Below are 26,417 nucleotides of genomic sequence, written 5' to 3'. Positions count from 1 at the left end.
TTGGGGCTGCTTCGTAACCCAACGGGGGCAAGCCCCCTCGCCACAGGGTGTCGGTTACAACGACTCCAGGCACCCAGCCAAATCATTCCCCAACTTCTCCAGCACCTGCTCATACCCCTGAGCGGTCGCTGGCGTGTACCCGCCCAGCGCGTCCAGTTCCGCCAGCTTCACCGGCAGACCCGCCACCAGGGTTTCCGCCAGGCGCGGACGCAGAGGCGGTTCGCTGAACACACAGGTTTTGCCGACTTCCTGCAATCGAGTGCGCATCGCCGCGACGTGCTGGGCGCCGGGCTGGACCTCGGCGGCGACGCTGAATACGCCGGCGTGCTTGAGGCCGTAGGCGTCTTCAAAGTAGTCGAAGGCCTCGTGGAATACGAAGTACGGTTTGCCCGCGATGCCGGCCAGGCGCGCCTTCAGGCGAAGATCCATTGCATCCAGACGCTCATCGAACGCCTTGAGGTTGCTCTGATAACGCGCAGCATTGGCCGGATCGGCTGCGCTCAGGTCTGCGGCCATTTTTGTGGCGATGACGCGAGCGTTGACCGGCGAAAGCCACAAGTGCGCGTCCAGGCTGCCGGGACGGTGATCGTGATCATGCTCGTCGGCTTCTTCAGCGTGGGAGTGGCTATCTTCGGCGAAATGTCGCAGTTTCAGGCCCGGCAAATCCTGCACGGCGACACTGGGCAGCGTACGACCATTCAGCACGCGGGGCAGGAAACCTTCCATGCCCGGACCGATCCAGTAAACCAGATCCACCGATTGCACCTTCCGTACGTCGGATGGGCGCAAGGCATAGTTATGCGGGGAGGCGCCGGGCGGCAGCAAGACTTCCGGTATCGCCACACCGTCCTGCACCGCAGCGGCGATCAGCTGCAGAGGCTTGATACTGGTGAGAACTTTGACTTCGGCTTGAGCTGAACCCATCAGCAGAAAACTTGCGACAAATGCGACAAAGATAGAAAAAAGTCGGGACACGATGACCACTCGAAGAGGCGAGAACGGGTAACATAATAACGTCTCTCACAAAACTCGTCGCCGCTCATGCCTAAAACACCGATTGCCAGCCGTCCCCACGACCACTCTCATTGCGTCCATAGCGCATTGTCTGAGGCCGATGTTCTGTGCGCACGTCAAGGCCTGCGCCTGACCGCCTTGCGCCGGCGGGTGCTGGAACTGGTCTGGCAAAGCCACAAACCGTTGGGTGCCTACGACATTCTCGCGGTACTCAGCGAGCAGGACGGCCGCCGTGCGGCGCCGCCGACCGTGTACCGTGCGCTGGACTTCCTGCTGGAAAACGGCCTCGTACACCGCATCTCCTCACTGAACGCCTTCGTCGGCTGCAATCAACCGGGACACGCCCACCAGGGCCAGTTCCTGATTTGCCGCGAATGCCACGCCGCCATCGAGCTCGAACAGAAATCCATCAGCGACGCGATCATCAGTAGCGCCAAGGATGTCGGATTTGTCGTCGAAGGCCAGACCGTTGAAGTGGTCGGTCTCTGCTCAGGTTGCCAGGGGGTTTGATGAGCAACGCGCTGATCCGTCTCGAGCAGGTTGCCGTCACCTTTGCCGGGCAAAGCGTGCTGGATAACATCGAACTGAGTGTCGAGCCGGGGCAGATCGTCACCCTGATCGGCCCTAACGGTGCCGGCAAAACCACGCTGGTGCGCGCTGTACTCGGTCTGTTGAAACCGGACAGCGGCAGCGTGTGGCGCAAGCCGAAACTGCGGGTCGGTTACATGCCGCAAAAGCTTCACGTCGATCCGACGCTGCCGCTGTCGGTGCTGCGTTTCTTGCGTCTGGTGCCGGGCGTGGACCGCGCCATGGCCTTGGCGGCACTCAAGGAAGTCGGCGCCGAACAGGTGATCGACAGCCCGGTGCAAAGTGTTTCCGGTGGCGAAATGCAGCGGGTGCTGCTGGCGCGGGCATTGCTGCGTGAACCGGAACTGCTGGTGCTCGACGAACCTGTGCAAGGCGTCGACGTGGCCGGTCAGGCCGAGCTCTACAGCCTGATCACACGATTACGCGACCGCCACGGCTGCGGCGTGTTGATGGTGTCCCACGATCTGCACCTGGTGATGAGCACCACCGACCAGGTGGTCTGCCTCAACCGTCATGTCTGCTGCTCCGGGCATCCTGAGCAGGTCAGCGGTGATCCGGCTTTCGTCGAGCTATTCGGAAAGAACGCACAAAGCCTGGCGATTTATCACCACCATCACGACCACGCCCATGACTTGCATGGCTCGGTGGTCAGCGCCGCCCCGTCGGCCCCTACCCACGTTCACGGAGATAGCTGCAAGCATGGCTGATTTTCTGCTCTACGCCCTGCTTGCAGGTCTGGCCCTGGCATTGGTTGCGGGCCCGTTGGGTTCGTTCGTGGTCTGGCGGCGCATGGCCTATTTCGGCGACACCCTTTCCCATGCCGCGCTGCTCGGCGTGGCGCTGGGTTTTCTGCTGGATGTCAGCCCGACCGTTGCGGTCACCGTAGGCTGCCTGCTGTTGGCGGTGTTGCTGGTGACCTTGCAACAGCGCCAACCGCTGGCGTCCGACACGCTTTTGGGAATTCTCGCGCCGAGTACGCTCTCTTTAGGTTTGGTCGTACTAAGCTTCATGCACGAAGTGCGGATCGACCTGATGGCTTATCTGTTCGGCGACTTGCTGGCGATCAGTCCGACCGATCTGGCCTGGATACTCGGCGGCAGCGCGGCCGTTCTGGCTTTGCTGGTGACGTTGTGGCGGCCATTGCTGGCAATCACGGTGCATGAAGAACTGGCCAGGGTTGAAGGTCTGCCGGTGGCGGCGTTGCGCTTGACCCTGATGTTGCTGATCGCTGTGGTGATTGCGGTGGCGATGAAAATCGTCGGTGTGTTGCTGATTACGTCCTTGCTGATCATTCCGGCGGCTGCGGCACAACGTCACGCCCGGTCACCGGAGCAGATGGCACTGGGCGCGAGCCTGCTGGGTATGCTCGCGGTCTGTGGCGGGCTGGCGCTGTCGTGGTTCAAGGACACCCCGGCGGGCCCATCGATTGTTGTGACGGCCGCCGCACTGTTTCTGCTGAGTTTTGTCCTGCCCCGTCGAGGGGTGTAGACTTGCTCGTTTTTTGCGCAAATAGAGAGTCGCAGGAATGAAGCCGTTCGCCTCCCGTTATCTGCTCCTTGTCGCATTTTCGCTGCTACTGGGCGCTTGCCAAAGCACGCCACCGACGGCCACCGAGGCTACCGGTGCACGGGCCACGGCCATCGCACAGCTGGAACAAAGCCTCGCCAGCAGTGAACTGGCGATTGCCGAAGATCAACTCGCTGCCTTGCAGGCCGAGTCGCCCAACGATCAATCCCTTGAGCAATACCAGCGGCAACTGGCCGAAGCCTATCTGCGCCGCAGTCAGATCGTGCTGCAAAAGGGCGATGTAAATGCGGCTGCCACGGCGCTGAGCCGCGCCCGGTCGTTGATGCCCAAGGCTCCGGCGCTGACTGGCGGGGTCAACAATGCCATCGTTGATGCCCGTAAAGCTGAACTGGATAGAGCCGAAGCTGCGCTCATGGCTGCCGAAGCCAAACCACAGGCCAAGGTCATTGATCCAACGGCTGAAAGCACCACAGTTACGTTGAACCTGACGGATATGACCAAGCTTCGTCGCCAACTGGATGCGATCGCCGCCGATGTGGTGAATTACCAATGCGACGTGAGTATTCAGGCGCCACGCACCCAGGACTTCCCTTGGTTGACCACGTTGCTGACCAAGCGGGTGAAGAAACTCGATGCGGATTTTGACCTGAATCTGGAGAAGCAGATTTTGCGCAACGTTCCGGCGCAGATGGTTTTGAGTCCGCGTAAACCTTAAAAGCATCGCGAGCAGGCTCGCTCCCACATTAGACCGAGTTCTTTTGAACAACCCGGTCAACTGTGGGGGCGGGCTTGCTCGCGAAGGCGTCCTTCCATTCACGCTGAACTTCAGGCCGGAATCGCCTTGGCCTTAGGCTCCCGGTCCCACACCCGATGTTGCCCGATCGCGGCAAAAAACGGTTTGATCAACTTCGCATCCGCACCCACGATCAACCCCGCATCAGCCTCCAGCTTCAACACATCCAGCAACTGTTTGGCCTCGCCCTGCAGTGCAATCGCCTTCAAGTGCTTGTACGCCTCCAACAGGTAATGCAGCGCCACACCGTCGGTGCTCAACGCCTTGATCGACGCCGCGCCACCGGGCACAAACACCGCATCGAACGCCACTGAAGGCAAGCCTTCCATCGATGCATCGACCGGCAGCGTCTTGCCATCGGCGGTGGTCACAGGAGCAGACGCCGGGCCGAGCAGTTTGGCGTGCGCACCTTCGGCCTTCAGCGCTTTCTTCATGGCATCAATCGCTGCGCCATCGACGCCATTGGCTGCCAGGATTGCCACTTTGCGGGTTTTGATATCCGCCGGCAGCAAGTTGGCTTGACTCAGGGCCGGCGAGCGATCCAGTGAGGTTTTGCGTACTTCGACCGTCCCGGCTTTGGGCGCTGGCAACCCCAGATTCTGCGCCACGCGCTTAGCCAGACCCAGATCAATGTTGGCCAGAATCTCATTCACCTGGCGCGCGCGGATGAACGCCCGCTCAACCTTGCCCAGCTCGAAGCTGTAAGCCGAGATGATGTGCTCCTGTTCGTGCTTGCTCATGCTGTGGAAAAACAGCCGCGCCTGGGAGAAGTGGTCGCTGAATGATTCGCTGCGCTGGCGGATCTTGTTGGCGTCGATGCGCTCTGGGTAACTTTCGAAACCGCCATCCTGGGCGGCCGGCAGTGTTTCTTTCGGCCAACCGCTATCAATGGAGTTCGGCTCGTAGGACGCGCGCCCCTTGTCGATGGTGGAGCGATGCAACGCATCCCGTTGGCCATTGTGGAACGGTGCGACCGGGCGGTTGATCGGGATCTCGTGAAAGTTCGGCCCACCGAGTCGGCTGATTTGCGTATCGGTGTAGGAAAACAATCGACCCTGCAGTAATGGATCGTTGGAAAAGTCGATCCCCGGCACGATATGCCCTGGGCAGAAGGCAACCTGTTCGGTTTCGGCGAAGAAGTTGTCGGGGTTACGGTTGAGGGTCATTTTGCCCAGTGGGGTGATCGGCACCAGTTCTTCTGGAATCAGCTTGGTCGGGTCGAGGATATCGAAGTCGAATTTATGTTCGTTCTCCTCCTCGATGATCTGTACGCCCAATTCCCATTCCGGGTAGTCGCCCATCTCGATCGACTCCCAGAGATCGCGACGGTGGTAATCCGTGTCTTTACCGGCGAGTTTCTGCGCTTCATCCCACACCAGCGAACAGGTCCCGGCAGTAGGGCGCCAGTGGAATTTGACGAAGCGCGATTTACCTTCGGCATTGATCAGGCGGAAGGTGTGCACGCCGAAGCCTTGCATGCTGCGCAGGCTTTTCGGGATCGCCCGATCGGACATGGTCCAGATCACCATGTGCGCCGACTCCGGTACCAAAGAGACAAAATCCCAAAAGGTGTCGTGAGCTGAACCGCCGGTGGGTATCTCATTGTGTGGCTCGGGTTTCACCGCGTGCACGAAGTCAGGAAACTTGATCGCATCCTGAATGAAAAACACCGGCATGTTGTTGCCCACCAGGTCGAAGTTGCCTTCGTCGGTGAAAAACTTCACCGCGAAACCTCGTACGTCCCGCACGGTATCGCCCGACCCGCGAGGGCCCTGCACCGTGGAGAAACGGACGAAGACCGGGGTTTTTTGGCTTGGGTCTTGTAGGAACCCGGCCTTGGTCAGTACGGAATGGGTTTCATAGCTCTGGAAGTAGCCGTGAGCACCGGTGCCGCGGGCATGGACGATGCGCTCGGGAATGCGTTCATGGTCAAAGTGCGTGATCTTTTCACGCATGATGAAATCTTCCAGCAACGATGGCCCGCGGGCGCCGGCCTTCAACGTGTTCTGGTTGTCCGAGACTTTCACTCCCTGGTTGGTGCGCAGGGCCTGTTCAGTGGCGTCGGAGCGAAATTGCTCCAGGCTGTCGAGCTTGGCATTGGTGTTCCCGCGGTCCGGGGTATCGGTCCCGGCCAGTGCGCTTTTGGTTGCGGCAGGCTTTTTAGTACTCATCAGACAAAACTCCTCGTTGCGATTCCCGCCGTAGCCAGGACTCTTGAGCAATACCCCAGGCACGGACCGGGGCGTTTTCGAGTTGCCTAATTAGTGACTGATGACGTTTTGCGCCGTTCCTTTTTTCTAACCTTTGATCGCGTTATTGCCAAATGGAAGGTTGAATGCGGAATAAATGCTAATAACCTCTATACGGACAGGCTAAAATGCGCGCCCGGCTAACCGCTGATCCTTTTCCAACGCGCCCCACAAGGTTCGCTACGTGATCGAGTTTCAAAACGTCCACAAAACCTACCGCGTCGCCGGTAAGGATATTCCCGCTCTGCATCCGACCAGTCTGACGATTGAGAACGGTCAGGTCTTTGGTCTGATCGGCCATTCCGGTGCGGGAAAAAGTACCCTGCTGCGTCTGATCAATCGCCTGGAAGAGTCCAGTGGCGGCAAGATATTCGTCGACGGCGAAGAAGTCACCGCGCTCGACGCCAACAGCCTGCGACGCTTCCGTCAGCAAGTCGGGATGATTTTCCAGCACTTCAATTTGCTGGCGTCCAAGACCGTGGCCGACAACGTCGCGCTGCCACTGACCCTGGCCGGTGAACTGTCGCGCAGTGAGATTGACCGGCGTGTGGCCGAATTGCTGAAGCGGGTCGGCCTGTCCGACCACGCCAAGAAGTACCCGGCGCAGTTGTCCGGTGGCCAGAAGCAGCGTGTCGGCATCGCCCGCGCCCTGGCGACCAAGCCGAAAATCCTGCTGTGCGACGAAGCCACCAGCGCACTGGACCCGCAGACCACTGCGTCGGTCCTGCAATTGCTGGCCGAGATCAATCGCGAGCTGAAGCTGACCATCGTGTTGATCACCCACGAGATGGACGTGATCCGCCGGGTCTGCGACCAGGTCGCGGTGATGGACGCTGGCGTGATCGTCGAGCAAGGTTCGGTGGCCGAGGTGTTCCTGCATCCGAAGCACCCGACCACCAAGCGCTTCGTGCAAGAAGACGAGCAGATCGACGAAAGCGAACAGCGTGATGACTTCGCTCACGTTCCAGGCCGCATCGTGCGTCTGACCTTCCAGGGCGAAGCGACCTACGCACCGCTACTGGGCACCGTCGCTCGTGAAACGGGTGTGGACTACAGCATCCTGGCCGGTCGTATAGACCGCATCAAAGACGTGCCCTACGGGCAGTTGACCCTGGCCGTTACCGGTGGCGACATGGAAGCGGCGTTCGCCCGCTTCACCGCAGCTGACGTTCACATGGAGGTGCTGCGCTGATGGACGTCCTGACAAGTTTCTTCGTCAATATCGACTGGTACGAAATCTGGCTGGCCACTGGCGATACCTTTCTGATGCTCTTCGGTTCGTTGTTGTTCACCGTTTTGCTCGGCCTGCCCCTGGGCGTGCTGTTGTTCCTCTGCAGCCCGCGTCAGTTGCTGGAAGCCAAAGGTGTCTATGCGATGCTGTCGCTGGTGGTGAACATCCTGCGTTCGCTGCCGTTCATCATTCTGCTGATCGTGATGATTCCGTTCACGGTGTTGATCACCGGTACGTCCCTCGGTGTCGCCGGTGCGATTCCACCGTTGGTGGTGGGCGCTACGCCATTCTTCGCGCGGCTGGTGGAAACCGCCCTGCGTGAAGTGGATCGCGGCATCATCGAGGCAACCCAGGCAATGGGCGCGACGACGCGGCAGATCATCACCAATGCCTTGCTGCCGGAAGCCCGCCCGGGCATCTTCGCTGCGATTACGGTGACAGCCATTACACTGGTGTCCTACACGGCGATGGCGGGTGTGGTCGGCGCGGGTGGTCTGGGCGACCTGGCGATCCGTTTCGGTTACCAGCGTTTCCAGCCTGATGTGATGGTCGTGACGGTGATGTTGCTGCTGGTGATCGTTCAGGTTCTGCAAACCGTTGGCGACAAGTTGGTTGTGCATTTCTCCAGGAAATAAACAGTTCTCGTAAACAACAATTGAGCCGGCCATTCGCTGGCAGGCGCCAAACGGGCGCCTCACAAGGAGTTAGCTGAATGAAAAAACTACTCGTCGCGTTCGCTGCCATTGCAGCGTTCTCTGCTCAGGCCAATGAAACCCTGACCGTCGCAGCCACCCCGGTTCCGCACGCAGAAATCCTCGAATTCGTGAAGCCGGCCCTGGCCAAAGAAGGCGTGGACCTGAAGGTCAAAGTATTCACCGACTACATCCAGCCGAACGTGCAGGTGGCCGAAAAACGTCTGGACGCCAACTTCTTCCAGCACCAGCCGTACCTCGATGAATTCAACAAGGCCAAGGGCACCAACCTGGTGGCCGTTGCCGGTGTGCACCTGGAACCGCTGGGCGCTTACTCCAGCAAGTACAAAGCACTGACCGAGCTGCCAGGCGGCGCCAACGTGGTGATCCCGAACGACGCCACGAACGGCGGCCGTGCGCTGTTGCTGCTGGCGAAGGCTGGCCTGATCAAGTTGAAGGATTCGAACAACATCCTCGCGACTGTGAAGGACATCACCGAGAACACCAAGGACCTGAAATTCCGCGAACTGGAAGCCGCGACCATCCCGCGCGTGCTGACCCAGGTCGACCTGGCACTGATCAACACCAACTACGCGCTGGAAGCCAAGCTTGATCCGTCCAAGGACGCGCTGGTCATCGAAGGCAACGACTCGCCTTACGTGAACATCCTCGTTGCCCGTCCAGACGACAAGGACAGCGAAGCGATGAAGAAGCTGATTGCTGCCCTGCACAGCCCGGAAGTGAAAGCCTTCATCCTCGAGAAGTACAAAGGCGCGGTATTGCCGGCGTTCTGATCCGACAGCAATAAAAGAACGGGGACGCATTGATTGCGTCCCCGTTTTTTTATGCCTGGAATACGGACCTTGTGGGAGCGGGCTTGCTCGCGAATGCGGTGTGTCATTCAGCATTTATGTTGGCTGACCCACCGCATTCGCGAGCAAGCCCGCTCCCACATTAGTTATGTGTTGCCCAAATTATTGACGGTTAAGCATCACCGGCAACTGCGCCACCAATTTCACGTTGTTCAACGGCGCCCGAATGAACCCGCGCTGCGTCCCGTCCGGCCCGATCACCGCCAGGTTGCCGCTATGGTCGACGGTGTAGTTCGGCTTGCTGGTGTCCGCCGGAATGAACGGAATGCTCACCGCGTTGGCCAGTTTCTGAATGTCTTCCACCGACGAAGCCGTCAGCCCTTGGAACTGCGGATCGAAGTAGCCCAGGTACTGCTTGAGCTGCTGGGGCGTGTCGCGGTTCGGGTCGACGCTGACCAGAATGATCTGCAACTTATCCACCGCTTCCGGCGGCAGCTCGCTCTTGATCTGTCGCAGCTGGGCGAGGGTGGTCGGGCAGATGTCCGGGCAGAAGGTGTAGCCGAAGAACAGCAGCGACCATTTATTTTTCAGCTCGTTGACCGCTACCGGTTTGCCGTCCTGATCGGTCATCGTCACATTCGGCAGGTTACGGCTTTGCGGCAGCAGAATGATCCCGGCATCAATCAGAGCGGTCGGGTCGCCCTGGCCTTTGCCGGACAGCACTTTGTTGATGGTCAGGCCCAGGACCAGCGCGATCAGGGCAACGAGGATGAAGACGGTTTTCTGGGTTCGAGTCATAGGTTCAACAGTAAGTAGTGGTCTACGAGCAGCGCGATAAACAGCAGGAACAAGTAGTAAATAGAGTACTTGAACGTGTTGATCGCCGCGTGCGGCCGAGTGCCACGGTACAGCACGATGGCCCATTGCAGAAACCTCGCGCCAAGTCCCAGCGCGCAAATCAGGTAGAGCACGCCGCTCATGTGGATCACGTACGGCATCAGGCTCACGGCTAGCAGCGCGAAGGTATAAAGCAGGATGTGGACCTTGGTGTAGTGCTCGCCATGGGTCACCGGCAGCATCGGGATATCGGCCTTGGCGTATTCCTCTTTACGGTGAATGGCCAGAGCCCAGAAGTGCGGCGGGGTCCAGGCGAAGATGATCAGCACCAGCAACAGTGGTTCGGCGCTGACATGGCCGGTGGCGGCGGTCCAGCCGAGCAGTGGCGGGGCAGCGCCGGCCAGTCCGCCGATGACGATGTTTTGCGGCGTCGCGCGTTTCAGGAAACCGGTGTAGACCACCGCATAGCCGAGCAGCGAGGCCAGGGTCAGCCACGCCGTCAGTGGGTTGGTGAAGGCCAGCAGTATGGCTTGCCCAAGCACCGCCAATACCAAGGCAAACGTCAGCGCGGCCGCTGGCGACACTCGGCCTTCGGCCAGGGGACGTTTGTGCGTGCGGGCCATGACCGCATCGATGCGTCGGTCCACCACATGATTGACGGCTGCCGCACCACCGGCACACAAGGCGATCCCCAGATTGCCGAACACCAGCACCGTCCACGGCACCCCGGCGCGGGTCGCGAGGAACATGCCGACCAGCGAGGTGATGAGCATCAGCACCACCACTTTCGGCTTGGTCAGTTCCAGGTAGTCACGCCAGATCGCCTGACTGTGACGTGCGCCGATCAGAGTCGCCATGGCATCTCTCCTTTTATTGTTATGGGCCCGGCTGAGTGTTTGCGCGGGCTGAACCGCCAGCGCGCAGGGGATTGCTGCTTGACCCGAACCAGACTGGTTCGCGCGTGATAATTGACCAGCACCATCGTCAGCAACAGTGCCGCGCCGCCCGCGTTATGCGCGACGGCCACTGACAGCGGCAGGTGAAACAGCACATTGCTGATGCCGAGGGTGATTTGCGCGGCGAGTGCGATCAGCACCAGCCCCGCCAAGCGCGTCATGCCGACCACCTTCAGTTGCCACGCCAACCCGAGCAGCACCAGCGTCACTAACAATGCGCCGATGCGGTGAGTCAGATGAATCGCCGTGCGGGCATCGCTGTCCAGTTGCCCGCCGAGGTAATTGGGGCCGATGTGTTGGGTCAGGTGAAAGCCGTTGGCGAAGTCCGCAGGCGGCAGCCATTGCCCATGACAGGTCGGGAAGTCGATACAGGCCACCGCCGCGTAGTTGGAACTGACCCATCCACCCAAGGCAATTTGCAGGATCACCAGCAGCAGCCCGGCGGTCGCCCAGTACTGCAATCGCCGTGGCACGGTCAACGCGGGCAACACGCCCGACAATCGCAACGTCAGCAAAAACAGCAGGCTCAACGTCGCAAAACCACCGAGTAAATGCCCGGTGACCACTTGCGGCCAGAGCTTGAGCGTCACCGTCCACATGCCGAATGCCGCTTGGGCAATCACCACAGCCAGCAGAAACAACGGCAACTTCACCGGCTGGCCTGGATGACGGCGATGAACCCAGGCGCGGCCGGCCAATACCGAGATCAACAGCCCCAGCGTGCCGGCGAAGTAGCGGTGAACCATCTCGTTCCAGCCCTTATGGGCTTCGACGGGAGCGTCGGGAAAATGCAGTTCGGCATGGGCCAATTGAACTTCGCTTTTCGGCACGCTGATAAAGCCATAGCAACCCGGCCAGTCCGGACAGCCTAGGCCGGCGTGGGTCAGGCGGGTGTAAGCGCCGAGCAACACCACAATCAGTGCCAGCAAGGTGGCAAACAGCGCGAGGCGAAATCCAGGTTTGGCCATGACGATGCCCTTATCCGATGTTCGACAGTTTCAGCAAATGGCGCAGGTCGTTGAGCAGATCCTTACCCTTCACCGTCGGGTCGTAGCGCAGCACCAGATTGCCGTGAGGGTCGATGATCCACAGCTGTGGCACTGACTGGTCGCCGGCGGTCTTATGGAAGTCGGTCAAATTCAGTGGATAACGCTGTAATTGAGGATACTCGCGCGTCAGCTTGGCGTCGTATTCACTGCTCAGCGGTTGTGCCGCGGCCAAGGCATGACTGGCGCGCCCGGCATCACGGCCGAGGCCGATCTGGATCTGCCGCGCCAGGTACACCAGTTGCTGGCAGTCCACCGAGCAATCCTTGGGCGCGGTCACCAGTATCTGCCAACGATCCTCCTGCGCCTGCACGCCGAGGTCGGCGCGGGTCTGGCCGTTGCCGATCAGTTCGCCGTGATAGCTGCGACCTTCCGGCACCCAGAACTGCAATTTGTACATGCCGGTGGCGAGGATCATCGGACCGATCACCCCGAGCAGGATCAGCAGCAACTGCAAGCGACCTTTACGCCGACTCGCCGGCGTTTTCGCCTCAGACATGCTGGGTGGATTCATGGCCGCTCCCATGGTGTTTCTCCTTTGCGTTGTGCCAGCCGAGATAGAGATAGAGGCCGAACAGGGCGATCGACATGGCGAACCACTGCACGGCATAAGCCAGGTGTTTTTCCGGTCCCATGGCAACCACTGGCCAATCAGCCTGGTAAGTCGCGGGACCGCTTTCTGCGCGTAATTCGTAGGCAAAACCTTCGCGATCCAGCGCCGTCCAGAGCTTGGCCGGCTCGACCGCGGTGATCAGTTGTGGCCAGGTCGTGGTGTTCGGGTCGGCGTGCAACTGGAAGGTGGCGCCGGGGGAGACGTAGACCCAGGCAACGAGACTCAAGGCCTGAGTCGGTGTGGTGACTTGCGGTGGGGTGCGGCGATCCGGCCACGGCAGCCAGCCGCGATTGACCAGCAGCCAGAGCCCGGTCGCCTGATCCTGAAACGGTTGCAGCAGCTCGACGCCAACCTTGCCGTCGCGCTGACGGTTATCCAGCAACAGGCTGTGTGCGGCATCGAACTGGCCGTGCAGGTGAACCCGGCGGAAGGCTGGATCTGCGGTGGGTTGCAGCTCGGTGCTGGCCATCGGTTCAGCGGCACGGCGCTCGGTGTAGCTTTGCAGCAGCGCGCTTTTCTCTGCGCCCCGGCTCAATTGCCAGAACCCGAGTGACACCAGCATGGGCAACAACACCGCGACCACCAGGGTCGGCACGATGCCCGGCCGGAAACGCTTCATGGCGTCGCCAGAAAGTCGCTAGTCGCGATAGCTATACTCAAGTGCATCGCCTTTCCCCCGGAGTCTCACCATGCTCAAAGCAGCCATCGTCCTGATGCTGATTGCCACGGTTGTCAGCCTGTTCAGCGGCCTGTTTTTTTTGGTCAAAGACGACAGCAGCTCGAACCGCCTCGTCATTGCCTTGAGTGTTCGTGTCGCGCTGGCCGCCATTACCGTCGGCTTGATTGCCTGGGGTTTTTTCAGCGGCCAGTTGGTGTCGCACGTACCTTGGTAAGCCTCAGAGCACGTAGACGAAAACGAAAAGACCGATCCACACCACGTCCACGAAGTGCCAGTACCAGCTCGCCGCTTCAAACGCGAACTGATGATCGGCGTCGAAGTGCCCGCGCATGATCCGCATCAACATCACAAACAAGATGATGGTGCCGATGGTCACGTGGGCGCCGTGGAAGCCGGTGAGCATGAAGAAGGTCGCGCCGTAGATGCCCGAACCCAGCGTCAGGCCCAGTTCGTGGTAAGCATGGATGTACTCTTCGGCCTGAAAGCCGAGGAACCCGCAGCCCAGCAACACGGTCAGCGCCAGCCAGATTTTCAGCGCGCCGCGATGACCTTTCTTCAAGGCGTGGTGGGCGATGGTCACGGTGACGCTGGAACTCACCAGCAGAACGGTATTGAGCAGCGGCAGGCCCCAGGGGCTGATGACTTCCTTGGGCGGCGGGAAGAGTTTCGGGTCAGGGGTATGCAGCAATGGCCATGCAAACTGGAAATTCGGCCAAAGCATATGAGCGATGCCTTTGACCCCTTCACCCCCGAGCGCCGGGCCGGAAATGTTTCTCACGTAAAACAGCGCGCCGAAGAACGCGATGAAGAACATCACCTCCGAGAAGATGAACCAGCTCATGCCCCAGCGGAACGAGCGATCCATCTGCGCGCTGTACAACCCCTGGCGGCTTTCCTTGATCACCGTACCGAACCAGCCGAACAGCATGTAGGCCAGCAGCAGGCCACCGACGAAAAAGATCAACGGGCCGTGGGACTCCGGCCGCGCCGCCTTCAGGTCGTTGAACCAGGTGGCCAGGCCGAACACGGTGACGAACATACCGACCGTGGCAATGATCGGCCACTTGCTCTGGGCCGGAACGTAATAATGTTCATGAGTTGCCATTTATTGTTCTCCTTATCGGGCACGCTTTAACGCCTAGCCACCGGTGTTTGCAGCAACAGCCGCGGGTGGATGACGTGCGGTGATATCGAACAGCGTGTAGGAAAGCGTCAGGTGCTTCACATCCTTGGGCATGTCACGGTCAACGATGAAACGTACCGGCATCTCGATCCGTTGACCGGGCTGCAGCACTTGCTGGGTAAAGCAGAAACATTCGGTCTTGTGGAAGTACGCCGCCGCGGCGCTGGGCGCGATGCTCGGAACTGCCTGGGCGCTCATCGGGCGATCGGTCGGGTTATGGGCGATGAAGATCATCTCGTTCACCGCTCCCGGATTCGCCACCAGTTCATCGCCCTTGGGATAGAAGTCCCAGGACATGTCGGCGGAATTGGTCGACAGAAACTGCACGCGGACCTGCCGCGAGGTGTCGACCGTTTGCTCGCCCTCGTACTGCCCGCCGGTCTTGCCGTTGATGCCGAACGCCTTGCACATCACGTCGTAGATCGGCACCAGGGCAAACCCGAAGACAAACATCGCCACCACCACCAGCAGCAGGCGCGTGACCAGTTTCTTCAAAGAAATTGAGTCAGCCATGGTTTCCAACCTCTACGCATAACTCGGTAGGAGCAGGCCTTTGTGGCGAGGGAGCTTGCTCCCGCTCGGCTGCGAAGCAGACGCAAAGCTTTTGGGGCCGCTTCGCGACCCAGCGGGACGGTGCGACGATTCGACAAGCTCCCTCGCCACACAAGCTCGCTCCCACAAAGTTAAGGCTGTTCATTTCACTTCCGGCGGCGTGGTGAAGGTGTGATACGGCGCCGGTGACGGGATGCTCCATTCCAGGCCTTCGGCCCCATCCCACGGTTTGGCCGGTGCTGGCGGGCCACCACGGATGGTCTTGATCACGATGAACAGGAAGAAGATCTGCGTGGCGCCGAACATGAACGCGCCGATCGACGACACCATGTTGAAGTCGGCGAATTGCAGGTTGTAGTCCGGAATCCGCCGCGGCATGCCCGCCAGCCCCACGAAGTGCATCGGGAAAAACGCCATGTTCATACCGATGAACGAGAGCCAGAAGTGCAGCTTGCCGAGGGTTTCGTCGTACATGTGGCCGGTCCATTTCGGCATCCAGTAGTAGGCCGAGGCGAAGATCCCGAAGATCGCCCCCGGTACCAATACATAGTGGAAGTGCGCGACCACAAAGTAGGTGTCCTGGTACTGGAAGTCCGCCGGGGCGATGGCCAGCATCAGCCCGGAGAACCCGCCGATGGAGAACAGGATCACGAACGCCACCGCAAACAGCATCGGTGTCTCGAAGGTCAGCGAGCCTTGCCACATGGTGCTGGCCCAGTTGAACACCTTGACTCCGGTGGGTACGGCGATCAGTAGCGTGGCGTACATGAAGAACAACTCGCCCACCAACGGAATGCCGACCACGAACATGTGGTGCGCCCAGACGATGAACGACAGGAACGCGATACTCGCCGTCGCATAGACCATCGAGGTGTAGCCAAACAGCGGCTTGCGCGAGAAGGCCGGAATGATCGAGCTGACGGCACCGAAGGCCGGCAGGATCATGATGTACACCTCGGGGTGACCGAAGAACCAGAACACATGCTGGAACAACACCGGGTCTCCGCCACCGGCGGCACTGAAGAAGCTGGTGCCGAAGTGGATGTCCATCAGCATCATGGTCACGCAACCGGCCAGCACCGGCATCACCGCGATCAACAGGAACGCGGTGATCAGCCAGGTCCAGACGAACAGCGGCATTTTCATCAACGTCATGCCGGGGGCGCGCAGGTTGAGGATGGTCGCGATCACGTTGATCGCCCCCATGATCGAACTGATCCCCATCAAGTGGATGGCGAAGATGAAGAAGGTCACGCTTTCCGGCGCGTAGGTCGTCGACAGCGGGGCGTAGAACGTCCAGCCGAAGTTCGGTCCGCCACCGGGGGTGAACAGGGTCGATACCAGCAGGATGAACGCCGCCGGCAACAGCCAGAAGCTGAAGTTGTTCATCCGTGGCAGGGCCATGTCCGGCGCGCCGATCATCAACGGGATCATCCAGTTGGCGAGGCCGACGAACGCCGGCATCACCGCACCGAAGACCATCACCAGACCGTGCATGGTGGTCATCTGGTTGAAGAACTCCGGCTGGACGATTTGCAGTCCCGGCTGGAACAACTCGGCACGAATCACCATCGCGAACGAGCCGCCGAGCAAGAACATGGAGAACGCGAACCACAGGTACAGCGTGCCGATATCCTTGTGGTTGGTGGTCAGCACCCAGCGCATCAGGCCTTTGGCGGGGCCATGGGCGTGGGCGGTGCCGGTATGAACATGGTCATCGACGACAGCAGTCATGTCCTGTCTCCTGCAAACAGATGGGCTGGGCAGACCGGGGCGCGATGCCCCGACGGGTTCCTTACGTGCGCAATAGACCGGGTCATTTGCTTTCCGCCTGTTTCAGCTCCAGCACTTCTTTAGGGGTGACCATGTCGCCCTTGTTGTTGCCCCAAGCGTTACGTTCGTAGGTCACGACCGCTGCGATATCGACTTCCGAGAGTTGCTTGCCGAACGCCGCCATCGCGGTGCCGGGCTTGCCGTGGAAGACAATGCCCAAGTGATCCTTGATCGGTCCGGTAGCGATTTTCGAGCCCTTGAGCGCCGGGAACATCGGCGGCAGGCCCTGACCTTCGGCCTGGTGACAGGCGACGCAGGTGGTGTGATAGATCTTGTCGCCGCGCTCTTTGAGCTCGTCGAGGGTCCATTCCTTGCTGGTCAGCTCTTTGAGCTGCATGGCTTCAGCCTTGCGCTCGGCCAGCCATTTTTCGTAATCGGCCTTTTCCTTGACCTCGACCACGATCGGCATGAAGCCGTGGTCCTTGCCGCACAATTCGGCGCATTGACCGCGGTAGAGGCCGGGCTTGTCGACGCGGGTCCAGGCTTCGTTGACGAACCCCGGAATCGCATCGCGCTTGACCGCAAAAGCCGGCACCCACCAGGAATGGATGACGTCGGCGGAAGTCACCAGGAAACGCACCTTGGCGCCGATCGGCAGCACCAAAGGCTTATCGACCTCAAGCAAGTAGTGCTCGCTCTTGGCTTCCTTGTTGTGGATCTGATCGGCGGGCGTGGTCAGGTTGCTGAAGAACTCGACATCCTGGCCCAGGTATTTGTAGTGCCACTTCCACTGATAGCCGGTGACCTGGATATCGATATCCGGCTCACTGGCGTCGTACATCTTGATCAGGGTTGCGGTCGCGGGAACCGCCATGGCCACCAGGATCAGGAAGGGCACGATGGTCCAGAGGATTTCAACGGTGGTGCTTTCATGAAATTTTGCGGCCACCTGCCCGGTCGAGCGGCGGTGGAGAATCATCGACCAGAACATGGCGCCGAAGACGATGATGCCGATCACTACACAGATCCAGAAAATGGTCATGTGCAGGTCAAATACTGCGTGACTGATTTCAGTCGCTCCAGGCGCCATATTCACAGTCCAGGCCGCTTGCGCCTGACTGAAAATCGACCACAACAGGAGGCCCATCCAGACATGTGGATGTCGCATCATTGCGGGTTCCCCTTATAGTTCTTTTTATCCCGCCGGCTTTCACCTGCGGCAAGGGAGCGGCTTTTTCAGACTACGAACTTGAATCGCCGAGCCTTGCTGCGTGTGCAGTCGGGCGTCATCAGCTAACTCCATTCCCACCCGAGTATAGACAGCGACTGCCACCTCGCAATGTGAGGGCGTAAATCATCTGAAACAGCTGGGACTTGCGTTCCAGGGCTCGAATGGAGAAGGATGCAGACGAGTGGTGGCAAACCGATATAACTTTGATGTCTCAAGGATGAAATAATTATGACAAATGCGTCTTAGCATTTTTCGTATGCCAGCTAAGTTATGTCTTCCCTATTTCATTGCCTTTGTTTCCTGGAGTTTTCATGAACACCGCCGCATTGCGCGAGCAGATCCAAAAAGCCCAACAACACGAAGCCGAAACCGGCCTGCTGACTCGTCAGCTGGAAAGCAAACTGCCTCATCTACACCCATCCATCCAATTGCCGGAAGCGGACGCCAATGGTGTGCTGACGCGTTTTGTCGCCGCCTACATCGATGAAGTTCCTGATCTGCTGGATGCAGCCAATGAAGTTGCCAGGGAAGCGGGTATCGAGTCACAGATCAAACCGGTGCTGAAAATTGCCGAACAGTACTTCCTCCAGCCGCCGACGATAATGGCTGGGCACATCGGGCTCGACAGCCTGCTGGACGAAGCCTATCTGGCGCACCGTTTTGTCGAAGAGGTCAACGACCTGTACATCAAGCATTTTGGCCAGCCACTGATCCCCTTGGACATGACTGTCGCCAACCTGATTGCCCACCAACTGATCGGTGAGGAGTTTGCCAACCAACTGGATGAGGCTGTACATCACGCCGTGGACGAGATGCTCGACGACGAAAGCTTCGCGCTGGAGTCGGTGGAAGCCTACCGTGGAAAGCTAAGCAGCCCGGACACTGGCGCTGCGTGGAAGCGCTGGCCGTGCATGTCGCGTCGGTTAGGCGTGGGCCTGGAACTGGATCAGCCAGCCGCTTGATTCGTTGCCCATAAAAAAATCGCAGCCTATTGGCTGCGATTTTTTTAAGCGGCTGCGGAACCGACGCCCGTCGTGGTCCGCAATCGTCCTTCCAACCTGCGCTTCAACCCCCGCGCTTCAATCAACAGTTTTGATCCCTTGGCCGCATTGGCCCGACCCCATTCCTCCAGCAACTCCAGACACGAGTGATCGATGTAGCTCAGGTTATTGAGCGGTACATGCACCGTCGCGCCTGCCGGAATGGTCCCCAGCACCTGGGTCAGCGCCGGCACTTTGAGAAAGGTCGCTGCACCTGTCAATCGCAGTTCCATTTCGCCGTCCTTGGGTAGATCGATCAGGCTGATTTTCAGCCGCGAAGCCTTCCAGGCCAGTTTGGCCAGGGTCAGGCCGAAGCCGATCAACACGCCGGTCAGCAGGTCGGTGAAGATGATCGCCAGGGCTGTTGCCGCGTAGGTGAACATCGGCATCCGGCCATAACGGCCCAGACCGCGGAAGGCCTTGAGGTCGACCAGTTTGAAACCGGTATAAACCAGAACACCCGCCAGGCTCGCCACCGGAATGCTTTGCAGCACGCTGGACAGCAGCAACACGAAAGCCAGCAACCACAGGCCGTGGAAGATCGTCGACAGTCGCGTGGTGGCGCCGGCCTGGACGTTGGCCGAACTGCGCACGATCACGCCGGTCATCGGCAGCGCGCCGAGCAGACCGCAGAGCATGTTACCGACGCCTTGAGCCGACAATTCCCGGTCGAAGTCCGAGCGCTGGCCGCTGTGCATGCGGTCCACCGCTGCAGCCGAGAGCAGGGTTTCGGCGCTGGCGATAAACGCCACGGCAAATGCGGCAATGAGCAGCGTCGGGTCAGCCAGGTTGAGTAAATCTGCGGGTTTCAGCCAGTCGATGGCTTCCGCCAGGTTGGCCGGCACTTCCACTCGTTTGACCTGCAAGGCGAGCACGAGGCTGGCGACGGTCGCCAGGCCTACACCCAGCAGTGCGCCGGGAATGAAGCGCAGGGAATGGGGGCGGAATTTCTCCCACAACCACATCACCGCAATCGTCGACAGTCCGAGCAAACCGGCTTGCCAACCCAAGGACGGCAAGGCCTGCAAGACGGCAGCCGGGAAGGCTGCCAGGTTATCCAGCCCGGAAGGCTTGGGCACGGCGTCGAGCATCACATGCACCTGTGACAACACAATCAGCACGCCAATCCCGGCGAGCATGCCGTACACCACCGCAGGCGCCGTGACCCGAAACCAGCAGCCCAGTTTCAAACGCCCAGCCACCAGTTGCAGAAAACCGGCGAGCAACAGGATTGGCCCAAGCATGTCGATGCCGTGCTGGCGTACCAGTTCGAACACCAGAACAGCCAAACCGGCCGCCGGGCCGCTGACTTGCAGTGGCGAACCGGCAAGCCAGCCCACCACCAGGCCACCGATGATCCCGGTGATCAAGCCTTTGGACGGCGGCAGCCCCGAGGCGATGGCGATGCCCATGCACAAGGGCAGGGCGACGAGAAACACAACCACGGACGCCAGCAGCTCCCGTGGCAGAACAGCTTTAAGTTGAGCAGCACGCATGGTGACTCTCCCGAAGTTTTCTTCAGGCGTGGCGAAGCCGGGCTGCTTGATCAGCAGCCTCGGCTAAACCACACAGTAATTTAGGAAGATTTAGAAGCGCGCTTTGGGCGTCGCCACCGGAATCGGATGGCTGCCATCGAGCGGCAGGAAACAACCCTTGTCCGCGTCGTAAGCTCTTATTTCGCTGGTTTCGATGTTGTAGATCCAGCCATGGATAAACAGCTGACCATTGGCCATGCGCGAGGCTACCGACGGGTGCGTGCGCAAATGTTGCAGCTGTGCGATCACATTCTCCTCGGTGAGGACGTGCATGCTTTCGTTTTCGTCAGCGCAATGGCAGTTTTCCTGAACCATGGTTTTTGCCACTTCGGCATGACGCAACCAGGCTTTGACCGTCGGCATTTTTTCCAGGCTTTGCGGGTTGAGCACTGCGCGCATCGCGCCACAGTCGGAGTGCCCGCAGATGATGATGTGTTGCACGCCGAGGGCTAAAACGGCGTATTCGATCGCCGTGGAAACACCGCCGTTCATTTGCCCATAAGGCGGCACAACGTTGCCGACGTTACGGGTGACGAACAGATCGCCGGGGGCGCTTTGGGTGATCAGCTCAGGAACGATGCGCGAATCGGCGCAGGCGATGAACATCGCTCTGGGGCTCTGGGCCGTGGCGAGTTTTTTGAAGAGTTCTTCCTGCTGTGGAAAAACCTCGTGATGAAAATGCAAAAAGCCGTCAACGATATGCTGCAGCGCTGCATCGGCGGTTTCCACCTCCGGTTGGGCGGAAGCCGACGCAGCCAACGGCTGTTTATCCTTGTCACTCATGATTCATCCTCTTTGGCGGAGTCAGGGAATTTTCCCGTTTTGTCCGGTGTGAAGCCAGTGGCTGTTTAAAAAACATCCAGGCCGAGAATCTCGACCCGTCAGTCACTCGATGAACAAGGTAGCGGCCGAAACTTAACTCAAACTGAATAAAACGCTCTAGAACGTGTGTTCCAGGTCACAAAAAACGTGACCGGCGTAGTGGCAAAGTGCATTTCACTCTACTCAACCATAGGCCAATTGTCCTCAAATCAACGACATCTGGCGACCCGGCGGACAGAAGGCTTCGCAGTCCAGATTGAAACCTTCCCGACGATTGAGCCCCAGGCGTTTGATGGTTTTGGCAAAGCGTTGCGCCAGCAGATCGGCAAACGGCCCTTCGCCACGCATCCTGGCACCGAAGCGACTGTCGTAGAGCTCGCCACCACGGCTCTGACGAATCAGGCTCAACACATGAGCGGCACGCTGAGGATAGTGGGCCGCCAGCCATTCTTCGAACAGCGGCGCGACTTCCAATGGCAAGCGCAGCATCATGTAGGCCGCACTTTGCGCCCCCGCGGCATGAGCTTCGGTGAGCAGGCTTTCGAGTTCACTGTCGTTGATCATCGGAATCATCGGCGAGCACAGCACGCCCACCGGAATTCCCGCTTCACGCATCACGCGGATCGCCCGCAACCGAGCCTTGGGTGCAGCGGCGCGCGGTTCGAGGATGCGTTTGAGCTCGTCGTCCAGGGTGGTGAGGCTGATCATCACCGCCACCAGCCTTTGCTCGGCGAGTTCGACCAGCAGGTCCAGATCCCGAAGAATCAGCGAGCCCTTGGTAATGATGGTCACGGGATGGCGATAGCGCAGCAGCACTTCGAGGGTTTTGCGGGTGATTTTGTGTTCGCGTTCGATCGGTTGATAAGGGTCCGTATTGGAGCCCAGATTGATCGGCGCGCATTGATAGCCGCGCTTGGACAGTTGTTCTTCCAGCACATCGGCAGCATTGGTCTTGGCGATCAGCTTGGTTTCGAAATCCAGCCCTGGCGACATGTCCCAATAAGCGTGGCTGGGCCGCGCATAGCAATAGATGCAGCCATGCTCGCAGCCGCGATAGGGATTGATCGAACGATCGAAGGGCAAGTCCGGCGAGTTGTTGCGAGTGATGATGGTTTTCGCCGTTTCGATGCGCACCTCGGTGCCTTGGGTGATCGGCGCTTCTTGATACCAGCCGTCATCCTCGGCCACCGAGCGATTCGGCGCGAAACGGTTGTGCGGGTTGGTGGCGGTGCCGCGTCCGCGTGGGGGAAGAGGGGTGGACATGAAAACGCCTCTGTACTGTTTTTATATACAGTATAGAGGCGTTATTCATCTGGCTAGTGCCGCTGGGCAGTCAGTTCTTCTGGGTAACTTGCCCCAGGTCGTCGCTCAACGTGGTCTTCAATTCATTCGTGCGCAGGTTCGCCACTTCGCTCGCCTTGACCAGCGAGCCGCCGTTGCCCCAGCTGCCGCGGATGAAACTCACCACATCCGCCACTTCCTGATCCGACAAACGCCAGGCGAACCCGGGCATCGTGAAGGTCGAAGGCGCCATGTGGGTCGCCGGCAGCGTACCGCCCTTGAGCACGATGTGGATCAGCGACGTCGGATCTTCCGACTGCAACACCGGGTTGCCCGCCAGCGCCGGGAACACTTTGGTGTAGCCATGGCCATCGGTCCGGTGACAGGCCGCGCAGTTGTCGATGTACACCGAAGCGCCGGGCGCGCTGTCGTCCCCGTTCCACAGCGCCTGTGCGATCTGTTTGTCGTACTGGTGCGGCTGGTCGTCGGCATCATTCGCCGGCAATGACTTGAGGTAACGGGCAATCGCGGTCAGATCGTTGTCGGTCATGTACTGCATGCTGTGCGTCACCACATCGCTCATGCCTCCAAACACCGCGCTACGATCGCTGCGACCGGTCTTGAGGAACTGCACCAGTTGTTCTTCGCTCCAGCTGCCGAGGCCGTCTTTGTGATCGCCGCGCAGACTTTTCGCGATCCAGCCTTCAAGCGGCGCACTGCCTGACAGAAATGTGCTGCCTTCACCGGCACTCAGGGCTTTTTCCTGCATGGTCAGGGCACGCGGCGTATGGCACGCGCCGCAATGTCCGAGGCCTTCCACCAGATAAGCCCCACGACTGACCACGGCATCTTCGTCGGGTGCCGCTTTGTAGTCCGCCACGGCCGGGGCAAACATCCAGCGCCAGCCCGCAAGCGGCCAGCGCATGCTCAAAGGCCAGGGAATGTCGCTGGCCTGGTTCTCCTGAGCGACAGGCGCCACGCCGTGCATGAAGTAGGCGTACAAGGCCTTCATGTCGATTTCGTTGACGCTGGCGTAGGACGGATAGGGCATCGCCGGGTACAACGTACTGCCGTTTTTGGCGACGCCATGGCGCACGGCTTTGTCGAAGTCCTCGAAGCTGTAGTCGCCCAGGCCGGTTTTATCCGGGGTGATATTGGTGGAGTAGATCGTCCCGATCGGCGTTTCCATCGGCAGGCCGCCGGCGAACGGCTTGCCGTCCTTGGCGGTATGGCACGCCACGCAGTCACCCGCGCGGGCGAGGTACTCGCCTTGTTTGATCAGGTTTTGATCGATTTCTGCGGCGTTGATCGAGCCACAACCGAGCAGCGCCAGGGTCGCGATAACAAGTGCTTTCATGGTCATCGTTCCTTAAGCCTGAACCAGCGGGCCGGGGTTTTTCAGGTACTGCTCGCGGATCGCCCGGGCCGACCAGTAGGTCAAAGCTGCCACCAGGCCGGTAGGGTTGTAGCCCAGACCTTGTGGGAAAGCTGACGCTCCGGGGACGAAAACGTTATGTACGTCCCAGCTCTGCAAGTAACGGTTCACGGCGCTGGTTTTCGGATGGGTGCCCATGATCGCGCCACCGTTGAGGTGGGTGGTCTGGTAAGACGCGGTGTTGAAGTGATCGCCAACCTTCTTGCCCAGTATGGCGATGGCCTTGGGGCTCATCGCTTCGGCGATCTTGCCCATTTTCTCGACCATGAAGCGGTTCATCTTGATGTCGTTTTCCTGCCAGTCGAAGGTCATCCGCAACAGCGGCAAGCCGTAGGCATCGCGGTACACCGGGTCCAGATCGAGGTAGTTGCCGCGGTAGGACTGATGCGCGCCGTGGGCATCCATCGACACTTGATGGGTATAGTAATCGGCGGTGGCACGTTTCCAGGCACTGCCCCAGGTCGGGGTGCCCGGCGGGTTGGATGTGCCTGCGATCGGTCGGCTGCCGGCCTGGTTGACCCACATCGGCGAGCCGCCGACGAAGCCATGGGGCCCGTGATCGAAGTTGTCGGCGTTGAAGTCGTCCACCGCCACGCCGTTACCGCCGGCACCAATAAAGTTATTGGTGTGGGTGTCTTTGTCGAAGTAGGCCTTGATGGTGGCCATATTCTGGTAGGCGAAGTTCTTGCCGACTACGCCTTCGCCGCTGATCGGGTCATACGGCTTGCCGATACCCGAAAGCAACATCAGCCGCACATTGTGGAACTGGAAGGCACCGAGGATCACCAGATCTGCCGGCTGTTCGATCTCCCGGCCCTGACCGTCGATGTAGGTCACGCCTGTCGCCTTGCTCTTGGTGCTGTCGAGATTGACCCGCAGTACGTGGGAGTTGGGCCGCAGCTCGAAATTGGGCAGCGGTTTGAGCGCCGGCAGAATGTTTACGTTCGGTGATGCCTTGGAATACATGTAGCAGACATAGCCGCTGCAAAAACCGCAGAAGTTGCACGGGCCCATCTGAGCGCCGTAGGGGTTGGTGTAGGGGCCTGACGTATTGGCTGAGGGCAGGTTGTAGGGTTTGTAACCCACAGCGGTCGCCGCTTTCTGAAACAGCTGTGCGGAGACAGTGTTCTTCTGCGATTCCAGCGGGAAATGATTCGAACGATCCGGCGCATACGGGTTGCCGCCCTTGCCTTCGCCGACCAACTGACCCTTCACCGTCCAGGCTTGACCCGACGTGCCGAAAACCTTCTCGGCGTAATCGAAAAACGGTTCCAACTCTTCATAGCTGACGCCGAAGTCCTGGATGGTCATGTCCTTGGGGATGAAGCTTTTGCCGTAGCGTTCTTCGTAATGGCTGCGCATGCGCAACTCGATCGGGTCGACCCGAAAGTGCACGCCGGACCAGTGCAAACCGGCGCCGCCGACACCATTGCCGGGCAGGAAGGCGCCCAGTTGGCGGTTCGGCAGCGCGATGTCATTCACGCTATGGCGAATGGTCACGGTCTCTTTGGAAATGTCCTGGAAGAGTTTTTTCCGCACGCTGTAGGTGAGTTCGTCGATCACCTGCGGATAGTTGCCGTCGGGGTAAGTGTCCTGCATCGGCCCGCGCTCCAGCGCCAGCACATTCAGGCCTGCTTCTGTCAGCTCCTTGGCCATGATCGCGCCCGTCCAGCCAAAACCGACGATCACTGCGTCGACCTTCTTCATTACCGTTGCCATGCTTACGCCCTCTCGCCGCGAATCGAAACTGCCGGGAAGGGGTATTGCTCGTTGCGTTCCACCCAATCCATGAAATCGGCGCGGGCGCCGGGGAAGCCGATCATGGTCCAGCCGACCATGCCTTTATTGCCGCCGTGAATCGGGTCGCAGAAGAACCCTTCTTTGGTGTTTTGCAGCAGCAGGTTGAAGAAAATCTTCGCTGGAACACTGTCGAACTGAGGTTTTCCGACCTCGAGTTGCTTGAGCAAATCGTCTCGGGTAGCGCTGTCTTGCTCGGCAAATACTTTACCGTTGAATGCTTTCGACCAAGCATCCGTCGCGGCGATGCCCAGGCGATAAATCTCTTTGGGCACCAGTTTGCTCTGCCAGCCCATTTCCGGAGCAGCGTCTGCGTTGAATGGTCCCTGCATGAACCACAGTGCGCCGGCTGCGTAAGGTGTGTTCATCTGGCGGTCGATGTATTCGGGCACACCGGCTTCCAGGGCGCCTGGCCCTTGGGCATCGCTCGGAATCAGCTGGGCGACAGCCGCCTGGATAAACGTCCATTCTTCGGCGGTGAAGTAGCTGGGTTCATAGGTGCTGGTGCTGACCGGCGCTTTGCCGGAACTGGCCGGGGCTGCTTCGGGCGCGGCCATCAGGACCGTGCTGCCCAGACCGGTGCTGGCAACGGTGACCACCGGGATCAAGGTCAGGGATTTGCGCAAAAACTCACGCCGCGGGTTGTCTCGATCTTGATCGGACATAGGGTGGCACCTCATCAGGCATAGCGGTTTTTCAGCCGTCTCGCAGGACGACTTTTCGTTTTGGCA

26 protein-coding genes are annotated in these 26,417 nt (G+C 59.7%); 9 read left to right on the top strand and 17 right to left on the bottom strand.

Annotated elements, in window-relative coordinates:
- Positions 1–54: 54 nt before the first annotated feature.
- The gene (locus KGB23_RS20390) at positions 55–975 is read right to left on the bottom strand and encodes a zinc ABC transporter substrate-binding protein (RefSeq protein WP_223432350.1); all 921 of its coding nucleotides are present in this window, start codon (positions 973–975) and stop codon (positions 55–57) included.
- 66 nt (positions 976–1,041) lie between these two features.
- On the opposite strand from KGB23_RS20390, the gene zur reads away from it, so the two are divergent.
- Genes zur through KGB23_RS20370 form a run of 4 tightly spaced genes read left to right on the top strand, consistent with a single transcriptional unit; the run spans position 1,042 to position 3,844 of the window.
- Positions 1,042–1,524 (top strand): zinc uptake transcriptional repressor Zur, encoded by a 483-nt coding sequence (gene zur / locus KGB23_RS20385; protein WP_150657817.1) that lies wholly within the window; start codon positions 1,042–1,044, stop codon positions 1,522–1,524.
- Complete coding sequence (znuC, locus tag KGB23_RS20380) at positions 1,524–2,309, top strand: zinc ABC transporter ATP-binding protein ZnuC (protein ID WP_150657818.1); 786 nt, start codon at positions 1,524–1,526, stop codon at positions 2,307–2,309. Before zur ends, znuC begins: the two co-directional genes overlap by 1 nt.
- On the top strand, positions 2,302–3,090 hold the full coding sequence (znuB, locus tag KGB23_RS20375; RefSeq protein WP_046044875.1) for a zinc ABC transporter permease subunit ZnuB: 789 nt from the start codon (positions 2,302–2,304) through the stop codon (positions 3,088–3,090). Before znuC ends, znuB begins: the two co-directional genes overlap by 8 nt.
- A 37-nt stretch (positions 3,091–3,127) precedes the next feature.
- Positions 3,128–3,844, top strand: a complete 717-nt coding sequence (locus KGB23_RS20370; protein ID WP_223432349.1) for a PA5502 family lipoprotein — start codon at positions 3,128–3,130, stop codon at positions 3,842–3,844.
- A gap of 110 nt (positions 3,845–3,954) precedes the next feature.
- Here KGB23_RS20370 and katE read toward each other — a convergent pair whose 3' ends face one another.
- Positions 3,955–6,093, bottom strand: a complete 2,139-nt coding sequence (gene katE, locus KGB23_RS20365; protein WP_223432348.1) for a catalase HPII — start codon at positions 6,091–6,093, stop codon at positions 3,955–3,957.
- Between the two features lie 262 nt (positions 6,094–6,355).
- Here katE and KGB23_RS20360 point away from each other — a divergent pair, with 262 nt between their 5' ends.
- The 3 genes from KGB23_RS20360 (at position 6,356) to KGB23_RS20350 (ending at position 8,888) form a co-directional block, all read left to right on the top strand.
- Entirely contained in the window at positions 6,356–7,363 is a 1,008-nt protein-coding gene (locus KGB23_RS20360) for a methionine ABC transporter ATP-binding protein (RefSeq protein WP_046055313.1), read from the top strand.
- Positions 7,363–8,037, top strand: coding sequence for a methionine ABC transporter permease (locus KGB23_RS20355; protein WP_223432347.1), 675 nt, complete (start codon positions 7,363–7,365; stop codon positions 8,035–8,037). The genes KGB23_RS20360 and KGB23_RS20355 overlap by 1 nt, the downstream gene beginning before the upstream one ends.
- Positions 8,038–8,114: 77 nt before the next feature.
- Positions 8,115–8,888, top strand: coding sequence for a MetQ/NlpA family ABC transporter substrate-binding protein (locus KGB23_RS20350; RefSeq protein ID WP_223432346.1), 774 nt, complete (start codon positions 8,115–8,117; stop codon positions 8,886–8,888).
- A 180-nt stretch (positions 8,889–9,068) separates the two neighbouring features.
- Here KGB23_RS20350 and KGB23_RS20345 read toward each other — a convergent pair whose 3' ends face one another.
- The 5 genes from KGB23_RS20345 to KGB23_RS20325 are packed head-to-tail and all read right to left on the bottom strand — an operon-like array spanning position 9,069 to position 12,977.
- The gene (locus KGB23_RS20345; RefSeq protein ID WP_223432345.1) at positions 9,069–9,704 is read right to left on the bottom strand and encodes an SCO family protein; all 636 of its coding nucleotides are present in this window, start codon (positions 9,702–9,704) and stop codon (positions 9,069–9,071) included.
- Positions 9,701–10,600 carry a heme o synthase gene (gene cyoE / locus KGB23_RS20340; protein WP_046044868.1) on the bottom strand — a complete coding sequence of 300 codons (900 nt, stop codon included), beginning with the start codon at positions 10,598–10,600 and terminating at the stop codon, positions 9,701–9,703. The genes KGB23_RS20345 and cyoE overlap by 4 nt, the downstream gene beginning before the upstream one ends.
- A complete protein-coding gene (locus KGB23_RS20335; protein ID WP_223432344.1) occupies positions 10,588–11,667 on the bottom strand; it encodes a COX15/CtaA family protein in 1,080 nt (359 codons plus the stop codon). The genes cyoE and KGB23_RS20335 overlap by 13 nt, the downstream gene beginning before the upstream one ends.
- A 10-nt stretch (positions 11,668–11,677) precedes the next feature.
- Positions 11,678–12,271, bottom strand: coding sequence for a hypothetical protein (locus KGB23_RS20330; RefSeq protein ID WP_095127244.1), 594 nt, complete (start codon positions 12,269–12,271; stop codon positions 11,678–11,680).
- On the bottom strand, positions 12,237–12,977 hold the full coding sequence (locus KGB23_RS20325) for an SURF1 family protein (protein ID WP_223432343.1): 741 nt from the start codon (positions 12,975–12,977) through the stop codon (positions 12,237–12,239). The genes KGB23_RS20330 and KGB23_RS20325 overlap by 35 nt, the downstream gene beginning before the upstream one ends.
- Before the next feature lie 70 nt (positions 12,978–13,047).
- Here KGB23_RS20325 and KGB23_RS20320 point away from each other — a divergent pair, with 70 nt between their 5' ends.
- Entirely contained in the window at positions 13,048–13,251 is a 204-nt protein-coding gene (locus tag KGB23_RS20320) for a twin transmembrane helix small protein (RefSeq protein WP_008152470.1), read from the top strand.
- 3 nt (positions 13,252–13,254) lie between these two features.
- Here the strand turns inward: KGB23_RS20320 and KGB23_RS20315 are convergent, their stop codons facing one another.
- From KGB23_RS20315 to coxB, 4 genes are all read right to left on the bottom strand, one after another.
- Positions 13,255–14,142: a cytochrome c oxidase subunit 3 gene (locus KGB23_RS20315; RefSeq protein WP_150657827.1), complete on the bottom strand. Its 888-nt coding sequence runs from the start codon at positions 14,140–14,142 to the stop codon at positions 13,255–13,257.
- Positions 14,143–14,175: 33 nt separating this feature from the next.
- Entirely contained in the window at positions 14,176–14,733 is a 558-nt protein-coding gene (locus tag KGB23_RS20310) for a cytochrome c oxidase assembly protein (RefSeq protein ID WP_150657828.1), read from the bottom strand.
- Positions 14,734–14,913: 180 nt separating this feature from the next.
- Positions 14,914–16,506: a cytochrome c oxidase subunit I gene (gene ctaD, locus KGB23_RS20305; protein WP_008152477.1), complete on the bottom strand. Its 1,593-nt coding sequence runs from the start codon at positions 16,504–16,506 to the stop codon at positions 14,914–14,916.
- 82 nt (positions 16,507–16,588) lie between these two features.
- Positions 16,589–17,716: a cytochrome c oxidase subunit II gene (gene coxB, locus KGB23_RS20300; RefSeq protein WP_223432342.1), complete on the bottom strand. Its 1,128-nt coding sequence runs from the start codon at positions 17,714–17,716 to the stop codon at positions 16,589–16,591.
- A gap of 371 nt (positions 17,717–18,087) precedes the next feature.
- Here coxB and KGB23_RS20295 point away from each other — a divergent pair, with 371 nt between their 5' ends.
- On the top strand, positions 18,088–18,738 hold the full coding sequence (locus tag KGB23_RS20295; protein ID WP_046044861.1) for a hypothetical protein: 651 nt from the start codon (positions 18,088–18,090) through the stop codon (positions 18,736–18,738).
- Positions 18,739–18,782: 44 nt separating this feature from the next.
- Here the strand turns inward: KGB23_RS20295 and KGB23_RS20290 are convergent, their stop codons facing one another.
- The 6 genes from KGB23_RS20290 to KGB23_RS20265 form a co-directional block, all read right to left on the bottom strand.
- Positions 18,783–20,312, bottom strand: a complete 1,530-nt coding sequence (locus tag KGB23_RS20290) for a SulP family inorganic anion transporter (RefSeq protein WP_223432341.1) — start codon at positions 20,310–20,312, stop codon at positions 18,783–18,785.
- Between the two features lie 90 nt (positions 20,313–20,402).
- Complete coding sequence (locus KGB23_RS20285) at positions 20,403–21,134, bottom strand: carbonic anhydrase (protein ID WP_223432340.1); 732 nt, start codon at positions 21,132–21,134, stop codon at positions 20,403–20,405.
- 243 nt (positions 21,135–21,377) lie between these two features.
- Positions 21,378–22,436 (bottom strand): PA0069 family radical SAM protein, encoded by a 1,059-nt coding sequence (locus tag KGB23_RS20280; RefSeq protein WP_201184450.1) that lies wholly within the window; start codon positions 22,434–22,436, stop codon positions 21,378–21,380.
- A gap of 70 nt (positions 22,437–22,506) precedes the next feature.
- Positions 22,507–23,811, bottom strand: a complete 1,305-nt coding sequence (locus KGB23_RS20275; protein WP_223432339.1) for a c-type cytochrome — start codon at positions 23,809–23,811, stop codon at positions 22,507–22,509.
- 12 nt (positions 23,812–23,823) lie between these two features.
- Complete coding sequence (locus KGB23_RS20270; protein WP_223432338.1) at positions 23,824–25,608, bottom strand: GMC family oxidoreductase; 1,785 nt, start codon at positions 25,606–25,608, stop codon at positions 23,824–23,826.
- 2 nt (positions 25,609–25,610) lie between these two features.
- On the bottom strand, positions 25,611–26,351 hold the full coding sequence (locus tag KGB23_RS20265) for a gluconate 2-dehydrogenase subunit 3 family protein (RefSeq protein WP_150657837.1): 741 nt from the start codon (positions 26,349–26,351) through the stop codon (positions 25,611–25,613).
- Between the last annotated feature and the right edge of the window lie 66 nt (positions 26,352–26,417).

This window comes from Pseudomonas sp. GL-B-26 (assembly GCF_019947405.1).
Taxonomy (GTDB): domain Bacteria; phylum Pseudomonadota; class Gammaproteobacteria; order Pseudomonadales; family Pseudomonadaceae; genus Aquipseudomonas.
This window is presented reverse-complemented; position numbering and strand designations above follow the sequence as displayed.

Coding starts and splice junctions, on each gene's coding strand:
- zur (WP_150657817.1), top strand. CDS start 1,042: ATGCCTAAAACACCGATTGCCAGCCGTCCCCACGACCACTCTCATTGC.
- znuC (WP_150657818.1), top strand. CDS start 1,524: ATGAGCAACGCGCTGATCCGTCTCGAGCAGGTTGCCGTCACCTTTGCC.
- znuB (WP_046044875.1), top strand. CDS start 2,302: ATGGCTGATTTTCTGCTCTACGCCCTGCTTGCAGGTCTGGCCCTGGCA.
- KGB23_RS20370 (WP_223432349.1), top strand. CDS start 3,128: ATGAAGCCGTTCGCCTCCCGTTATCTGCTCCTTGTCGCATTTTCGCTG.
- katE (WP_223432348.1), bottom strand. CDS start 6,093: ATGAGTACTAAAAAGCCTGCCGCAACCAAAAGCGCACTGGCCGGGACC.
- KGB23_RS20355 (WP_223432347.1), top strand. CDS start 7,363: ATGGACGTCCTGACAAGTTTCTTCGTCAATATCGACTGGTACGAAATC.
- KGB23_RS20350 (WP_223432346.1), top strand. CDS start 8,115: ATGAAAAAACTACTCGTCGCGTTCGCTGCCATTGCAGCGTTCTCTGCT.
- KGB23_RS20345 (WP_223432345.1), bottom strand. CDS start 9,704: ATGACTCGAACCCAGAAAACCGTCTTCATCCTCGTTGCCCTGATCGCG.
- cyoE (WP_046044868.1), bottom strand. CDS start 10,600: ATGGCGACTCTGATCGGCGCACGTCACAGTCAGGCGATCTGGCGTGAC.
- KGB23_RS20335 (WP_223432344.1), bottom strand. CDS start 11,667: ATGGCCAAACCTGGATTTCGCCTCGCGCTGTTTGCCACCTTGCTGGCA.
- KGB23_RS20330 (WP_095127244.1), bottom strand. CDS start 12,271: ATGGGAGCGGCCATGAATCCACCCAGCATGTCTGAGGCGAAAACGCCG.
- KGB23_RS20325 (WP_223432343.1), bottom strand. CDS start 12,977: ATGAAGCGTTTCCGGCCGGGCATCGTGCCGACCCTGGTGGTCGCGGTG.
- KGB23_RS20320 (WP_008152470.1), top strand. CDS start 13,048: ATGCTCAAAGCAGCCATCGTCCTGATGCTGATTGCCACGGTTGTCAGC.
- KGB23_RS20315 (WP_150657827.1), bottom strand. CDS start 14,142: ATGGCAACTCATGAACATTATTACGTTCCGGCCCAGAGCAAGTGGCCG.
- KGB23_RS20310 (WP_150657828.1), bottom strand. CDS start 14,733: ATGGCTGACTCAATTTCTTTGAAGAAACTGGTCACGCGCCTGCTGCTG.
- ctaD (WP_008152477.1), bottom strand. CDS start 16,506: ATGACTGCTGTCGTCGATGACCATGTTCATACCGGCACCGCCCACGCC.
- coxB (WP_223432342.1), bottom strand. CDS start 17,716: ATGATGCGACATCCACATGTCTGGATGGGCCTCCTGTTGTGGTCGATT.
- KGB23_RS20295 (WP_046044861.1), top strand. CDS start 18,088: ATGAACACCGCCGCATTGCGCGAGCAGATCCAAAAAGCCCAACAACAC.
- KGB23_RS20290 (WP_223432341.1), bottom strand. CDS start 20,312: ATGCGTGCTGCTCAACTTAAAGCTGTTCTGCCACGGGAGCTGCTGGCG.
- KGB23_RS20285 (WP_223432340.1), bottom strand. CDS start 21,134: ATGAGTGACAAGGATAAACAGCCGTTGGCTGCGTCGGCTTCCGCCCAA.
- KGB23_RS20280 (WP_201184450.1), bottom strand. CDS start 22,436: ATGTCCACCCCTCTTCCCCCACGCGGACGCGGCACCGCCACCAACCCG.
- KGB23_RS20275 (WP_223432339.1), bottom strand. CDS start 23,811: ATGAAAGCACTTGTTATCGCGACCCTGGCGCTGCTCGGTTGTGGCTCG.
- KGB23_RS20270 (WP_223432338.1), bottom strand. CDS start 25,608: ATGGCAACGGTAATGAAGAAGGTCGACGCAGTGATCGTCGGTTTTGGC.
- KGB23_RS20265 (WP_150657837.1), bottom strand. CDS start 26,351: ATGTCCGATCAAGATCGAGACAACCCGCGGCGTGAGTTTTTGCGCAAA.